This window comes from Kitasatospora sp. CB02891, assembly GCF_002803145.1.
GTDB lineage: Bacteria > Actinomycetota > Actinomycetes > Streptomycetales > Streptomycetaceae > Kitasatospora > Kitasatospora griseola.
In genome coordinates this window covers 632,951-646,969 of record NZ_NNBO01000002.1, presented here as the reverse complement: position 1 = coordinate 646,969, position 14,019 = coordinate 632,951, and the positions used below count along the sequence as shown (strand labels likewise).

13 protein-coding genes are annotated in these 14,019 nt (G+C 73.0%); 7 read left to right on the top strand and 6 right to left on the bottom strand.

The genetic code is table 11. The features are described from left to right. Window positions 1–115 precede the first annotated feature (115 nt). From CG736_RS08380 to CG736_RS08355, 6 genes are all read left to right on the top strand, one after another. On the top strand, window positions 116–1,372 hold the full coding sequence (locus tag CG736_RS08380) for a MurT ligase domain-containing protein (protein WP_043907891.1): 1,257 nt from the start codon (window positions 116–118) through the stop codon (window positions 1,370–1,372). A gap of 254 nt (window positions 1,373–1,626) precedes the next feature. Beyond that, window positions 1,627–2,355: a type 1 glutamine amidotransferase gene (locus tag CG736_RS08375; RefSeq protein WP_043909294.1), complete on the top strand. Its 729-nt coding sequence runs from the start codon at window positions 1,627–1,629 to the stop codon at window positions 2,353–2,355. Between the two features lie 278 nt (window positions 2,356–2,633). Beyond that, a complete protein-coding gene (locus tag CG736_RS08370) occupies window positions 2,634–3,659 on the top strand; it encodes a 6-phosphofructokinase (protein WP_043907892.1) in 1,026 nt (341 codons plus the stop codon). Window positions 3,660–3,724: 65 nt separating this feature from the next. Then, entirely contained in the window at window positions 3,725–4,720 is a 996-nt protein-coding gene (locus CG736_RS08365) for a 2-hydroxyacid dehydrogenase (RefSeq protein ID WP_100585511.1), read from the top strand. Window positions 4,721–4,849: 129 nt separating this feature from the next. After that, window positions 4,850–5,404 carry a TetR/AcrR family transcriptional regulator gene (locus CG736_RS08360; protein WP_369879968.1) on the top strand — a complete coding sequence of 185 codons (555 nt, stop codon included), beginning with the start codon at window positions 4,850–4,852 and terminating at the stop codon, window positions 5,402–5,404. 150 nt (window positions 5,405–5,554) lie between these two features. Next, window positions 5,555–6,577, top strand: coding sequence for an agmatine/peptidylarginine deiminase (locus tag CG736_RS08355; RefSeq protein ID WP_100585509.1), 1,023 nt, complete (start codon window positions 5,555–5,557; stop codon window positions 6,575–6,577). Window positions 6,578–6,616: 39 nt separating this feature from the next. On the opposite strand, the gene CG736_RS08350 is transcribed toward CG736_RS08355, so the two are convergent. Next, window positions 6,617–7,789: an agmatine/peptidylarginine deiminase gene (locus CG736_RS08350; protein WP_232733871.1), complete on the bottom strand. Its 1,173-nt coding sequence runs from the start codon at window positions 7,787–7,789 to the stop codon at window positions 6,617–6,619. A gap of 155 nt (window positions 7,790–7,944) precedes the next feature. Between CG736_RS08350 and CG736_RS08345 the strand changes: the two genes are divergently transcribed. Then, window positions 7,945–8,583, top strand: a complete 639-nt coding sequence (locus CG736_RS08345) for a TetR/AcrR family transcriptional regulator (protein WP_157815478.1) — start codon at window positions 7,945–7,947, stop codon at window positions 8,581–8,583. Window positions 8,584–8,687: 104 nt separating this feature from the next. Here CG736_RS08345 and CG736_RS08340 read toward each other — a convergent pair whose 3' ends face one another. The 5 genes from CG736_RS08340 to CG736_RS08320 are packed head-to-tail and all read right to left on the bottom strand — an operon-like array spanning window position 8,688 to window position 13,907. Next, on the bottom strand, window positions 8,688–9,485 hold the full coding sequence (locus CG736_RS08340; RefSeq protein ID WP_100585507.1) for an ABC transporter ATP-binding protein: 798 nt from the start codon (window positions 9,483–9,485) through the stop codon (window positions 8,688–8,690). Beyond that, window positions 9,478–10,434 carry an ABC transporter ATP-binding protein gene (locus CG736_RS08335; RefSeq protein WP_100585506.1) on the bottom strand — a complete coding sequence of 319 codons (957 nt, stop codon included), beginning with the start codon at window positions 10,432–10,434 and terminating at the stop codon, window positions 9,478–9,480. Before CG736_RS08335 ends, CG736_RS08340 begins: the two co-directional genes overlap by 8 nt. A 13-nt stretch (window positions 10,435–10,447) precedes the next feature. Further along, a complete protein-coding gene (locus CG736_RS08330) occupies window positions 10,448–11,305 on the bottom strand; it encodes an ABC transporter permease (RefSeq protein WP_100585505.1) in 858 nt (285 codons plus the stop codon). Further along, complete coding sequence (locus tag CG736_RS08325; protein ID WP_304528205.1) at window positions 11,302–12,264, bottom strand: ABC transporter permease; 963 nt, start codon at window positions 12,262–12,264, stop codon at window positions 11,302–11,304. The genes CG736_RS08330 and CG736_RS08325 overlap by 4 nt, the downstream gene beginning before the upstream one ends. Beyond that, complete coding sequence (locus tag CG736_RS08320) at window positions 12,261–13,907, bottom strand: ABC transporter substrate-binding protein (RefSeq protein ID WP_100585504.1); 1,647 nt, start codon at window positions 13,905–13,907, stop codon at window positions 12,261–12,263. Before CG736_RS08320 ends, CG736_RS08325 begins: the two co-directional genes overlap by 4 nt. Window positions 13,908–14,019 lie beyond the last annotated feature (112 nt).

Here is a 14,019-nt window from a genome sequence, read left to right as displayed (position 1 = left end):
GTATGTCGCCCCTGCTCAAGTGTGCGGGCGGGAGTCGGTAGGCTGAGTCCGTCCATGCCGCCCGTGGGTCGTCGAACGACCTGGGCGGTGCCGCAGCAAGGAGGAACCCCTGAGCATGCCAGGCACCGATTCGGAAGCCGCGCGCGACGCCTCGCTGCCCGCCCGCGCAAAGATCGCCGTGACGGCCGGCAAGATGGCGGCCGCGCTGTCCCAGAAGGCCGGGCGCGGCAGTGGGTCGGTGATCGGCGGCAAGGTCGCGCTCAAGCTCGACCCGGATCTGCTGAAGACCCTCGCCGAGCACCTGGACGTGGTCCTGGTCAGCGCCACCAACGGCAAGACCACCACCACCCGGCTGATCGCCGAGGCCCTGCGGGCGGCGGGACCGGTGGTCTCCAACGCGCTGGGCGCGAACATGCCGGCCGGTATCACGGCGGCGCTGGCGGGCGGCACGGACGCCCGGTTCGGCGTCATCGAGGTGGACGAGAAGTACCTGCCGATGGTCGCCCGGGACACCCGGCCGAAGGCGATAGCGCTGCTGAACCTCTCCCGTGACCAGCTCGACCGGGCCGCCGAGACCCGGATGATGGCCGAGAAGTGGCGCGAGGGCCTGAAGGACACCGAGGCCGTGATCATCGCCAACGCGGACGACCCGCTGGTGACCTGGGCCGCCTCGTCCTGCAAGAAGGTGGTCTGGGTGGCCGCCGGGCAGGCGTGGAAGGAGGACGCCTGGTCGTGCCCGTCGTGCGGCGGTGTGATGCAGCGTCCGGGCGACGACTGGTTCTGCGGCGAGTGCGGTTTCCGCCGTCCGAACCCGCACTGGGCGCTGCAGGGCACCCACGTGATCGACCCGCACCGCGGCGCCTGGCCGATCCAGCTCCAGCTGCCGGGCCGCGCCAACCTGGCCAACGCGACCAGCTCGGCGGCGGTCGCCGCGGTGTTCGGGGTGGCCCCGCAGGTCGCGCTTCAGCGCATGCAGGCGGTGGCGGCGGTGGCCGGCCGCTACGACGTGGTGCAGTTCCGCGGCCGGGACATCCGGCTGCTGCTGGCGAAGAACCCGGCCGGCTGGCTGGAGACCTTCTCGCTGATCGACGGCCCGCCGGCGCCGGTGATCCTGTCGGTGAACGCGATGGACGCCGACGGCACCGACACCTCCTGGCTGTGGGACGTCGACTACGAGCGCCTGGCCGGTCACCCGATCTTCGTGATGGGCCAGCGCAAGCTCGACCTGGCGGTCCGTCTGGAGGTCGCCGGCCTGCAGTTCCAGGTCGTCGACTCGCTCTCCCAGGCGGTGGACGCCGCCCCCGAGGGCCGCATCGAGGCGATCGCCAACTACACGGCGTTCCAGCAGCTGCGCAAGGCCGTGGTGGCCTGATGAGCGACCAGCAGCACTACCAGCAGTACGGCGGGCAGCAGTTCGACGACCAGCAGTACCAGCAGCAGCAGTACGGCGACCAGTCGTACGGCGAGCAGCAGGCGTACGGCGACCAGTCGTTCGCGGAGCCGCAGCACCGGCAGCAGTACGACGGGCAGCAGTTCGCCGGACGGCAGCGGGGGTTCGACGAGCCGCAGCAGCAGTACGGGGGCGGTGCGCCGGAGGCGGCGCCGCAGTACGGGAGGTCTTCCAGGATGAGCGAGAGCAGCCTGCGGGTGGTCTGGGTGTACCCGGACCTGCTGTCCACGTACGGCGACCGCGGCAATGCGCTGGTGGTGGAGCGCCGGGCGCAGCAGCGCGGGCTCGGGGTGCAGCGGATCGACGTGCGCTCCGACCAGTCGGTGCCGACCAGTGGCGACATCTACCTGATCGGCGGCGGTGAGGACCGTCCGCAGCGGCTCGCGGCGGAGCGGCTGCGCAACGACGGCGGGCTGGTCCGGGCCGCCGAGAACGGTGCGATCATCTTCTCGGTGTGCGCCGGGTTCCAGATCCTGGGCCACGAGTTCATCAACGACCTCGGCGAGCGCGAGGCGGGCCTGGGCCTGCTGGACGTGTGGACCACCCGCGGCGAGGGCGCGCGCTGCGTCGGCGACGTGCTGGCGGAGGTCAATCCGCAGCTGGGTCTGCCGCAGCTGACCGGTTTCGAGAACCACCAGGGCATCACGCACCTCGGCGAGGGCGTCAAGCCGCTCGCCACGGTGCAGGTCGGCCGGGGCAACGGCACCGGCGACGGCACCGAGGGCGCCTGGCGCGACACCGTGTTCGGCACCTACCTGCACGGCCCGGTGATGGCCCGCAACCCCGCCGTCGCCGACCTGCTGATCAAGCTGGCGCTGGACGTGAACGCGCTGCCGCCGGCGGACACCACCTGGTACGACGCGCTGCGTACCGAGCGGATCGCCTCGGCGGCCCGCCCGGCGTAGCCGTCGGCCGTTGGCCCGGTGGACGGCTGACCGCCATGTGGTCGGCCGTCCCCGGTGGGACAACTTCATAGGAGAATAAGGAGAGCCCGGGCGCAACACCCTCCTCGGCGGTCGGGTCGCAGTTACGTGTGGTGCGTCGAGGAAGCCGCCCCCGCGTCGGTTTCGGCTCGGCCGGACGCAGGAACCGTATGCTGTGCAGCAGGTCCGATTCGGGCGCTATGTCCGATTCTCACCCACCAGTCCGGCCGTCCGAATCCTGCTCGGGAGTTGGCAAAGCAATGCGTATTGGTGTCCTGACCAGTGGCGGTGACTGCCCCGGCCTGAACGCCGTCATCCGTTCCGTGGTCCACCGGGGGGTGGTCGACCACGGCGACGAGATCATCGGGTTCGAGGACGGCTGGCGCGGTCTCCTGGAGGGCGTCCACCGCCCGCTGACGCTCGACTCGGTGAGCGGCATCCTCGCCCAGGGCGGCACGATCCTGGGTTCCTCCCGGGTCCAGCCCAGCCACCTGCGCGACGGCGTGGAGCGCGCCAAGAAGTACTGCGCGGACCTGGGCATCGACGCGGTGATCCCGATCGGCGGCGAGGGCACCCTGAAGGCCGCGAAGCTGATGAGCGACGCGGGCCTGCCGGTGATCGGCGTGCCGAAGACCATCGACAACGACATCGCCTGCACCGACGTCACCTTCGGCTTCGACACCGCCGTGTCGGTGGCCACCGAGGCGCTGGACCGGCTGAAGACCACCGCCGAGTCGCACCAGCGCGTCATGGTGGTCGAGGTGATGGGCCGGCACACCGGCTGGATCGCCCTGAACGCGGGCATGGCGGCCGGCGCGCACGCCATCGTCGTCCCCGAACGGCCCTTCCACATCGACAAGTTGACGGACGTGGTGCGCGAGCGCTTCGACCGGCAGAAGAAGTTCGCGATCGTGGTGTGCGCCGAGGGCGCCAAGCCCGAGCCCGGCACCATGGCCTGGGAGGAGGGCACCAAGGACATGTACGGCCACGAGCGGTTCACCGGCATCGCCACCCAGCTCTCCCGCGAGCTGGAGCACCGCCTCGGCAAGGAGGCCCGCCCGGTCATCCTCGGCCACACCCAGCGCGGCGGCACCCCGACCGCCTACGACCGGGTGCTGGCCACCCGGTTCGGCTGGCACGCCGTGGAGGCCGCGCACAAGGGCGCGTTCGGCCACATCACCGCCCTGCAGGGCACCGACATCCGGCTGGTGCCGCTGGGCGAGGCCGTCGCCGAGCTGAAGACGGTCCCGTCCGACCGCTACCTGGAGGCGGAGACCGTCATCTGACGGTTCGTCACCCCGGGGGCGCGTCGTGGTTCACCCCGCACGCCCCCGGGGATAGCCTTCGCCGCATGGAGATCCTCGCGTACGGCGTCCAAGCAGACGAGCAGCCGCTTCTGGAGCAGGCCTTCAAGGGCCGGCACTCGCTGCGCACCCTCGCCGTGTTCCTCGACCGCGACACCGCCCCGCTCGCCGCCGGCTACCCGGCCGTCAGCAGCAGCGTCAACGACGTCCTCGACGCCGAGACCCTCTCCGTCCTCGCCGCCGGCGGCACCCGGCTGGTCGCCCAACGCGCCACCGGCTTCAACAACATCGACCTCGACGCCGCCGCCCGACTCGGCCTGACCATCGCCCGGGTCTCCCACTACAGCCCGTACGCGGTCGCCGAACACGCCTGGGCGCTCACCCTCGCCGTCAACCGCCGCCTGGCCCGCGCCTCGAACCGCTCCCGCGAGTTCGACTTCCGCCTCGACGGCCTGATGGGCCGCGACATCCACGGCATGACCGTCGGCGTCATCGGCACCGGCAAGATCGGCGAGTGCTTCGCCCGCATCGCCGCCGGCTTCGGCACCCACCTCCTCGGCTGGGACATCGCCCCCAACCCCGCCTGCCTCGACCTCGGCATGCACTACACCGAACTCCCCGAACTCCTCACCCGGGCCGACCTGATCAGCCTCCACGTCCCCCTCCTCCCCGCCACCCACCACCTCGTCGACGCCGCCGCCCTGGCCCGGATGAAGGACGACGCGATCCTCATCAACTCCAGCCGCGGCGGCCTCCTCGACAGCGCCGCCCTCGTCGAAACCCTCCGCGCCGGACGCCTCTCCGGCGTCGGCCTCGACGTCTACGAGGAAGAGACCGGCGTCTTCTTCACCGACCGCTCCATCCACGGCATCACCGACGACACCCTCGCCCGCCTCATCACCTTCCCCCAGGTCCTCGTCACCAGCCACCAGGCCTACTTCACCCACACCGCCGTCGGCCAGATCATCGACGCCACCGCCCGCAACATCGACGACTTCGCCGCCGGCCGCACCAACGAGAACACCCTGGTGCCGAAGGCCTGACGGATCACGCCGCACTGCCGGAGGCGCGCTGCCGGGCCGGGGCTGACCGATGATTCGGACAGCCCGGTCCGATGCCCGCGGGGCGCCCCGGTAGGGTGGTGGGTCGTGGCCAGTCGTAAAACGTCGATCATGGAAGCAGCGGCGCGGGTGATCGCGCGGCGCGGGGTGCGCGGGCTGCGGGTGGAGGAGCTCGCGGCCGAGGCCGGTGTGTCCACTGCGCTGATCTACTACCACTTCAAGGACCGGACGGGGATTCTCCGGCAGACGCTGGAGTTCATCAACGACCGGGCGGAGCGGTACACGACCGAGCGCGCCGCGGACGCCCCGCCGTTGACGGCCCGCGAGGAGTTGGAGCAGACGCTGCTGCTGGAGCTCCAGGACACCGCCGCGGTACGGGAGAACAGCACCGCCTGGGGCGAGCTGCGGGCGAGCGCGGTGTTCGACGAGACGCTGCGGGAGGACCTGGCCCGGGCCACCCGGATCTGGGTGCAGGAGATCGCCGAACTCCTCGGCGCCGTCCGGCCGATGGCCTCGGCGGTGGCGCTGGCCGGCACGGCCGAGCGGTTGACGGCGCTGCTGGAGGGGCTGAGCACGCGGTGGCTCAGCGGCAGCCTGCCGCTGGCGCACGCCCGGACGCTCATGGCCGACGCCGTCGACGTCGAGGTGGCCCGGCTCGGCTCCTGATCCGCCCGGATCGGCACGCGCCGGCCGTCGACGGCACTCCGGGGCACGCCGGGGCACCCGCATGTTTGACCGATTTTTCAGTCAGTGCGAACCTGGACCCGCAGGAGAGGTGCTGTCCGTCGGCACCGTCACACGATCCGGAGACCCTCGATGACCCACCACCACGACGCCCGCCCCCGGGTGCCCGCGGACGACGTCCCGCACGCACGGACCTGGATGTCCTGGCCCTCCCGCCGGGGCGTGTGGGGGCTGCGGCTGGGGGGCGTCCAGGACGACATCGCGCTGATCGCCCGCACGATCGCCGAGTTCGAACCGGTGGTCATGTGCGCCCCCGACGACTGGACGGCGGGCAAGGCCCGGGCCCGGTGCGGCTCCGGGGTGGAGGTGATCAGCTCGATCCCCACCGACGACCTGTGGATGCGCGACACCGCGCCGGTGTTCCGCCGGGACGGCCGCGGCGGGTTGGACGCCGTGGTCCTCAACTTCAACGGCTGGGGCGACAAGCAGGTCCACTACGACGACGCCCGGGTCGCCCGACTGGTCGCCGCCCGCCGGGGCCTGCGGTACGTCCACGCGGACTTCGTCGGCGAGGGCGGCGCGATCGAGACGGACGGCGACGGCACCGTGATGGCCACCGAGAGCAGCCTGGTCAACAAGAACCGCAACCGCGGCATGAGCCGGGACGAGGTCGAGGAGGCCGTCCTGGACGCCTACGGCGCGGACACGATGATCTGGCTGCCCGGGATCAAGGGCCGGGACATCACCGACGACCACGTGGACGTCACCTCCCGGTTCGTCCGGCCCGGCGTGGTGATGGTGCAGCTGCCGCCCCCGGACCGCGACGACGTCTGGGCGCGGGACGCCCGCGAGCAGTTCGCGATCCTCTCCACCGCCACCGACGCCCGGGGCCGCCGCCTCCAGGTCGTCCCCGTGCACGGGCCGGACACCGTCCGCTCGCGCAGCTCGAAGTTCGTCGACTCCTACCTCAACTTCCACCTCGTCAACGGCGGCGTCGTCACCACCCAGTTCGGCGACCCGCACAAGGACGCCGCCGCGAAGGACGCGCTCGCCGCCGCCTTCCCCGGCCGCGAGGTGGTGCAGCTGGACGTCGACCGGCTGATGGCCGGGGGCGGCGGCATCCACTGCTCGACCATGCACGAGCCCCGGCCGTAGCCGTCGGCCCCGACGTCGGGGCCGACGGCTACGGCCGGTTCACGCGGCGGGCTGCTGCTGGGTGACGCAGTGGATCCCGCCGCCGCCCGCCCCCAGGGCGTCGATGTTGAGCTGTTCGACGGTGCGGCCGGGGAACAGCCGGGCGAGGGTGGCCCTGGCGGCGCTGTCGGCCTTGCTGTCGCCGAACTGCGCGGAGATCACCGCGTTGTTGCACAGGTAGTAATTGGCGTAGGAGCCGACGAAGTTGGGGTCGGTGGAGCGGATCAGGTTGTAGTCGGGGCCCTGGATCCGGCCGACCGTGAACGGGGTTCCCTGGGCGCTGGTGGCGGAGGTCAGGATCGCGTACTGGCGGCGCTGGTCCTCGGACCAGACGTCGGTGTCGGCCGCCGGCGGCTGCTGGACCACGGCCGCGGCGGCGCCGAGGAAGCGCGAGGTCGCGTCCACGTGGTCGTCGGTGATGTCCTGGCCCGCGATGCCGGGGACCCAGATCACCTTGGTGGCGCCGTAGGCGGTGCACATCGCCTTCTCAACCGCGGCCTGGGCCATGCCGGGGTTCCGGTTGGCGTTGAGGATGCTGCTCCGGGTGGCCATCAGCGTCCCCGCGCCGTCGGTCTCGATGGCGCCGCCCTCGGCGACCAGTCCGGCGGCGGTGAACGGCAGGCCCAGGAGGGCGGCGAGGCGGCCGGCGACCAGGGCGTCGTTGCCGTGCGGGTTCTGGTGGTTGCCCCAGCCGTTGAAGTTGAGGCCGACGGTGTCGAGGCCGCCCGCGCCGTCGGTGCGGAAGACCGGGCCGGTGTCGCGCATCCAGCAGTCGTCGACGGGGATGTCCCCGATGACGGTGACGGTCGGCCCGCACAGCGAGCGCGCCTTGGCGACACTGCCCGGGTTGGCGCACATGGTGACCGGCTCGTACTTCGCGATGGTCCGCGCGATGAGGGCGATGTTCGACTGGACGCCGCCGAGCCTGCTCCGCCAGATGGTGCTGCTGTCCGGCCAGGCCATCCAGGTCCGGGTGTGCGGGACGGTGTCCACCGGGACCCGGAAGCCGGCCGCACTGCCCGATCCGGCGGCCGATCCGTTGGCGGCGCTGCGCTGCGACGCCCGGGCCTGCCCGCCGGTCGCGGCGGTCAACGCGGTACCGGCGGCCGCGAGCCCGGCGGCCGTCAGGAACCGGCGCCGACCGAGTCGAAGGCCGGTCGTGGGGTGGGGCATGGAATGCATGGAACCTTCCGACATCACTTCCTCCATCTCAACATCCGTTACTCACAGGTGAGTTGACCGAGAACATAAAACTGACCAAGCGCTCGGTCAATACTTTGCGCAGCATCCGCCCGTGACGTCCTCCCGGAGTCGTTACAGTGGCGGCCATGGCGACACGGGTGACGGGCGAGGCACCGCGGACGGGCTCGGGGGCAGGCCGCGCCGGCGGGACGCGCGCTTCCACCAAGGGCGAGCAGACCCGGGCCCGGCTGATCGCGGCGGCCCGCACCCTGCTCGCGGGCGACGGCGCCGGACGGTTCACCACCCGCAACGTGGCCACGCTGTGCGGGGTCTCGCACGGGATGTGCCACTACCACTTCGCGGACCGCACCGACCTGATCGTCGCGGTGGTGCAGGACATCCGGCCCGAGTGGATCACCCCGCTGGAGGAGGCCGTCGCCGCTCCGGGCGGCTGGGCCGAGCGCGCCGACCGGGTCCTCGCGCTGCTCACCAGCCCCGAGAGCCCCGACCTGGCCCGCCTGCACGCGGCCCTGCACTGGCTCGCCCTCTCCGACGAACGCGTCCACGCCGCCCTGGAGGCCGAGTACGCGCGCTGGCGGTCCTGCTTCGTGCTGCTGTTCCGGTGCCTGGTCGAGGAGCGCGGCAGCGCCGCCGATCCGGCGCCGCTCGGCGAGGCCTTCGCCGCCGCGGTGGACGGGCTCGCCGCCATCGGGTCGCTCGACGGGACGGTGGACGCCGAGCGGGTGCTCCGGACACTGCTGGACGCGCTGTCCGCCACGGCCTGACCTGCCGCCGGGCGACGCCCTGATGCAGGTCCGACAGGCCCCACCGCCGGGCGACGCCCCGCGGCGGGTCCGGCCGGCCCGCCCCCTGCCGGACCCCGGCCGCCCTACAGCGCGCGGCGCGCGGCGGCGATCCGCTCGGGATCCCAGCCCGGCCGGGGGACGGACTCCAGCAGCAGCCTGGTGTAGGCGTGTTGCGGGGTGTCGAGGACCCGGCCGGTGGGGCCGGACTCGACGATCCGCCCGTGGCGCATCACGACGACGTCGTCGGTGACGCAGCGCACGACGCCGAGGTCGTGGGTGATGAACAGGTAGCCGATGCCGGTCTGTTCGCGGATGTCGGCGAGCAGGTTGAGCACCTGGGCCTGCACCGAGACGTCCAGGGCGGCGACCGCCTCGTCCAGCACCAGCACGGCCGGTCGGACGGCCAGCGCCCGGGCGATGGCGACGCGTTGGCGCTGCCCGCCGGAGAGCTGCCGGGGCAGCGCCTCGGCCACCCGGGCGCCCAGGCCGACCTGGTCGAGGAGTTCCCCGATCCGGGCCGGGTGGTCGGCGCCGGGGAAGTGCAGCCGCAGCGTCTCGGCGAGGGCGGCCCGGACGCTGGTGCGCGGATCCAGGGACAGGTACGGGTCCTGGAAGACCATCTGGACCTCCCGGGCCCGGGCCAGCCGCTCGGCCCTCCCCCGCGCCCGGCCGGTCCGGGGCCGGCCCCCGACCAGCACCTCGCCCGCGTCGGCCCGCTCCAGATCGACCACGATCCGGGCGGTGGTGGTCTTCCCGGAGCCGGACTCGCCCACGATGCCGAGCGATCCGCCGGCCGCGAGGGTGAAGGAGACCTCGTCCACGGCGCGGACCGGGCCGAAGGAGCGGCACAGCCCGTCGACGCGCAGTACTGGCTCAGCCATCGGTGCGGCTCCCTTCGAGCGGGTGGTGGCAGGCGGCCGGGTGCTCCCCCGCCGGGGCGGGCGCCCGTTCCCCGCACAGCGCGGTCGCCCGGCCGCACCGCGCGGCGAACGCACAGCCGGTCAACTCCTGTCGCAGGTCGGGCGGTTGGCCGTCGATGGCGGCGAGCCGGCCGGCCGGGCCGACCTGGCCCGGGGTCGCCGCGAGGAGGGCGGCGGTGTACGGGTGGCGGGGCCGCTCGAACAGCGCGGCGGCGGGGCCGTGTTCGGCGATCCGCCCGGCGTACATCACGTAGACCCGGTCGCTGATCGCGGCGGCGAGCCCGAGGTCGTGGGTGACGAACAGCAGGCCGGTGCCGAAGCGTTCGCGCAGCCGGCCGAGCAGTGCCACCACCTCCGCCTGGCTGGTGACGTCCAGGGCCGTGGTCGGCTCGTCGGCGAGCAGCAGGCCCGGATCGCCCATCAGGGCGGCGGCGATCATGACGCGCTGCAGCATGCCGCCGGACAGCTGCCCGGGGTGGCGGCGCAGCAGGTCCGGCCGCAGGCCCACGGCGTCGAGGAGTTCGACGGCGCGCCGGTCGGCGTCCGCGGCGCTCATGACACCGTTGAGGCGCACGCTCTCGGTGAGGAAGTCGCCGATCCGGCGCAGCGGGTTGATGGCGGCCCGGGGGTCCTGGAAGATCATCGCGGCCCGGCCGGTGCGCAGGGCGCGGAGCTGTCCGGGGTCCATGGTCAGCACGTCCCGGCCGTCGACCAGGACCCGGCCCTCCGCCGTCGCGCCCGGTGGCAGCAGACCGAGGGCGGCGCGGGAGGTGAGGGTCTTGCCGGAGCCGGACTCGCCGACCAGGGCGACGGTCTCGCCGGGGGCGACGGTGAGGCCCACGCCGTCGAGGACGGGGCGGACGGTGCCGGGCAGTCGGAGCCTCAGGCCCCGGATGTCGAGGGCGTTCATGCGGTCCTCCGAGTCATGAGGCTCTCCGGGCGACCCGGTCGGCCCAGCGTTCGCCGACGACGTTGAAGGCGACCACCGTGAGCACGACGAGGGCGCAGGGCAGGATCGCGGAGAGCGGGTAGCCGTGCTGGATCGCGGTCTGGCCGTCGAAGACCATCCGGCCCCAGTCGGGGGTGAGGGCGGGGACGGCGAGGCCGAGGAAGGACAGGCCGGCGAGGTCCATCAGGGCGTACCCGAAGTTGACGGCGGACTGGGCGAGGACGACCGGCGCGATGTTGGGCAGGACGTGCCGCAGGCAGATCTGCGCGGCCGAATGGCCCTGGACCCGGTGGGCGCTGACGTAGGGGCGGGTCCGTTCGGTCAGCACCAGCGAGCGGGTGAGGCGGGACACGTAGGGCAGGTAGGCGATCGCGAGGGCGACGACCGGGGCGAGCAGGCCCTCCCCGTACACCGACACGATCAGGATGGCGAGCAGCATGCCGGGGAACGCGAAGACCAGTTCGGTGCTGCGGGACAGGACGGAGTCGAGCCAGCCGCCCCGCCAGCCGGCGGCGAGGCCGATGGCGAGGCCGGCGACCGTGGAGAAGGCGACCACGCCGAGCGGGCCGAGCAGGGAGGTGCGGGCGCCGAGCAGGAGCCGGGAGAGGGTGTCGCGGCCGGCGGCGTCGACGCCGAGCAGGTGGTCGGGCGAGGGCCCGGCGAGGGCGTTGCCGAGGTCGACGCCGTTCGGGTCGTAGGGCGCCAGCCAGGGCGCGAGCAGGGCGGCGAGCACCACCAGGGCGGCGAAGCCGAGGCAGAGCAGTGGGAGCGGGCCGCCGGCGGCGGTCCCCAGCCGGGCGAGGCCGGGCCGGCGGGTGAGGGCGGCGGTCATGCGTCGTTCCTCCCGGATCCGAGGGCGACCCGGGGGTCGACCAGCGGGTGGAGCAGGTCGACGACCAGGTTCACGGTCATGAACAGCGCGACGATGATCAGGGAGATGGCCTGGACGGTCGGGAAGTCCTTGGTGGTGGTGGACAGTTCGAGCAGCTGGCCGAGTCCGCCGACGCCGAACGCGGACTCCACCAGGATCGTGCAGACCAGCAGGGTGGAAACGATCAGGCCGCCGGTGGTCAGCACGGTGCCCAGCGAGTTGCGCAGCACGTGCCGGCGGATCACCTCGCGTTCGGGGACGCCGCGGCTGCGGGCGACGGTGACGTGCTCGCCGTCCAGGGCCTCCAGCATCGCCGAGCGGGTGACCCGGGCGAGCATGCCGATCAGGTACAGCGCGAGGGCGATCGCCGGGAGGGTGAGGTGCCACAGCAGGTCGCCGGGGCCGTCGCCGGAGCCGCTGGTCGGGAACCAGCCCAGCTTCACCGCGAACAGTCCCTGCAGCAGGACGGCCGCGACGAACGAGGGCGTGCCGAGGGCGAGTGCGGTGGTGACCAGGATCGTGGCGTCGGTCGTGCCGCCGCGCACCGCGCCGAGCCGGCCGAGCACCAGGCCGATCACGACGACCAGGAGCAGCGCCATGGCCACCAGCAGCAGGGTGGCGGGCAGCCGGTCGGCGAGCAGCCGGGACACGTCGGTGCGGTAGGTGATGGAGCGTCCGAAGTCGCCCCGGAGCACGTCGCCGAGCCAGCGGAGGTACCGGACCAGGAAGGGGTCGTCCAGGTGGTACTGCTCGTTGATCGCCCGGAGGGCCTCCGGGGAGGCGGACCGGCCGGACAGCAGGAAGCTCGCCGGGTTGCCCGGCGCCAGATACATCGCGCCGAAGACCACGAAGGAGGCGCCGAGCAGGGTGGCCGCCATCTCCAGCAGCCGCCGGGCGGCGAATCTCAGGAAGCCGCTCACTGGGCGGCCCCGATGTCCGCGGCCCACGGGTAGTACAGGTAGGCGATGGTGGTGGGGGCGCCGGTGATCCGCCGGTTGAGGAACAGGGCGGTGGGCCACTCGGCGACCGGGATCCACAGCAGCTGCTCGGAGGCGGTCCGCTGGAGTTCGGCCTCGATCGCGCCGCGCCTGGCCGGGTCGTACTCGGCGGTGGCCCGGTCGACGAGCGAGTCGTAGGCCCGGTCGCTCCAGCCGCCGAAGTTCTGGTAGGCGCCGGTCCTGAAGTTGGCGAGCAGGTCGAGCGGGTCGGTGACGGAGTCGTAGTAGGTCTCGGGGAACAGGTCCAGGCCCTCGCGGGCCTCTGGGTCGGTGAACAGCGCGGTGAAGGCGTTCGGCGCGATCGACTTCAGCCGGACGTTCAGGCCGATCCGCGCGCCGGCGGCCTGGACGGCGGTGGCGAGCAGGGAGACGTCCTGGCCGATGGCGCTGGTGGCGACGGTGAGCGTGCTGCCCTCGGCACCGGCCTCCTTCACCAGGGCCTTGGCCCGGTCGATGTCCTGGCCGGTCGGGGTGAGGTGCGCGAAGGCCGCCGCCCGGACGTCGTCGGGGGCGCCGGCCCAGGCGGCGCGGGTGGTGAGTGAGCCGGTGACGGTTCCGGCTCCGGCGAGGCCGGCCTTGACGAAGCCGGACCGGTCGAGCGCCAGCGACAGGGCCTGGCGGACCCGGACGTCGCCGAGCGGGCCCTTCAGGCTGGTGACGTTGAGGTTGACGGTGCTCAGGCCCTCGCCGAAGTACAGCGTGCCGACGCCGCTCCGCTCCAGCCGGTCGTAGCTCTCGGTGGGAATCAGGTAGCCGCCGTCGACCTCGCCGCTGCGCATCGCGTTGGTGCGGGCCGAGGAGTCGGTGAGGAAGCGGAAGACGGCCTTCTTGGCCTTGGCCCGGGTACCCCAGTAGTCGTCGAACCGCTTGAGCTCGATCGACTGGCCCTTGTCCCAGGCGCCGAGCTCGAACGGGCCGGTGCAGTCCAGGCTGCCGCCGGTGCCGTAGTCCTTGCCCGCCGACTGCACGCCGGCCTTGGCGGCGACGACCCCGGCCGCCGTCGCCATGTACTGCGGGAACTGGGAGTCGGGGCGCTTGAGCTTGACGGTGACCTGGAGCGGTCCGGTCGCGGTGACGGAGTCGACGTTCTGGAACACCTGGGCCCAGGCGGCGGCGTTGTCGGGGTCCATCTGGCGGCCGAGGCTGTGGACCGCGTCGTCGGCGGTCATCACCGAGCCGTCGTGGAAGTGCACGCCGGGGCGCAGGTCGTAGACCCAGGTGGTCGGGTCGGGGTTGGTGGCCCTCTCGGCCAGGCCGGGGGCCACGGTGAGCTGGGGGGTCCAGCGCATCAGGCTCTCGCAGACGTTGGCCAGGATGGTGTTCTGCGGGTAGTCGAAGGCCTGGATCCAGTCCAGCGTGGGCGGTTCGGCGTAGCTGGCCCAGGTGAAGGAGTCGATCTCGCCCTTGGCGGGCGGGGTGGTGGCGGAGAGCCGGACGCCGGCCCGGTCGGCGCCGGGCGGCGGGCCGGAGCAGCCGGCGACCAGGGCCGCGGCGGAGAGCAGCGCGGTGGTGGCGAGGGCGAGCCGGCCCCGGGGGGCGGCGCGTCTGGTGGGGGCGAGGGTCATGAGGGTGGCCTTCGGTCGGTGCGGGTGAGGCGTGCGGGCCCGACGTGTCCGCGGGCCCGGCGGGGTGACCGGTGGGTGCGGGCCCGGACGGGCCGGCCCGCGGGTCGGTGCG

What these genes read in the sequence shown, in the direction of transcription:
- CG736_RS08380 (WP_043907891.1), top strand. Translation starts at nt 116, where the DNA reads ATGCCAGGCACCGATTCGGAAGCCGCGCGCGACGCCTCGCTGCCCGCC.
- CG736_RS08375 (WP_043909294.1), top strand. Translation starts at nt 1,627, where the DNA reads ATGAGCGAGAGCAGCCTGCGGGTGGTCTGGGTGTACCCGGACCTGCTG.
- CG736_RS08370 (WP_043907892.1), top strand. Translation starts at nt 2,634, where the DNA reads ATGCGTATTGGTGTCCTGACCAGTGGCGGTGACTGCCCCGGCCTGAAC.
- CG736_RS08365 (WP_100585511.1), top strand. Translation starts at nt 3,725, where the DNA reads ATGGAGATCCTCGCGTACGGCGTCCAAGCAGACGAGCAGCCGCTTCTG.
- CG736_RS08360 (WP_369879968.1), top strand. Translation starts at nt 4,850, where the DNA reads ATGGAAGCAGCGGCGCGGGTGATCGCGCGGCGCGGGGTGCGCGGGCTG.
- CG736_RS08355 (WP_100585509.1), top strand. Translation starts at nt 5,555, where the DNA reads ATGACCCACCACCACGACGCCCGCCCCCGGGTGCCCGCGGACGACGTC.
- CG736_RS08350 (WP_232733871.1), bottom strand. Translation starts at nt 7,789, where the DNA reads ATGCCCCACCCCACGACCGGCCTTCGACTCGGTCGGCGCCGGTTCCTG.
- CG736_RS08345 (WP_157815478.1), top strand. Translation starts at nt 7,945, where the DNA reads ATGGCGACACGGGTGACGGGCGAGGCACCGCGGACGGGCTCGGGGGCA.
- CG736_RS08340 (WP_100585507.1), bottom strand. Translation starts at nt 9,485, where the DNA reads ATGGCTGAGCCAGTACTGCGCGTCGACGGGCTGTGCCGCTCCTTCGGC.
- CG736_RS08335 (WP_100585506.1), bottom strand. Translation starts at nt 10,434, where the DNA reads ATGAACGCCCTCGACATCCGGGGCCTGAGGCTCCGACTGCCCGGCACC.
- CG736_RS08330 (WP_100585505.1), bottom strand. Translation starts at nt 11,305, where the DNA reads ATGACCGCCGCCCTCACCCGCCGGCCCGGCCTCGCCCGGCTGGGGACC.
- CG736_RS08320 (WP_100585504.1), bottom strand. Translation starts at nt 13,907, where the DNA reads ATGACCCTCGCCCCCACCAGACGCGCCGCCCCCCGGGGCCGGCTCGCC.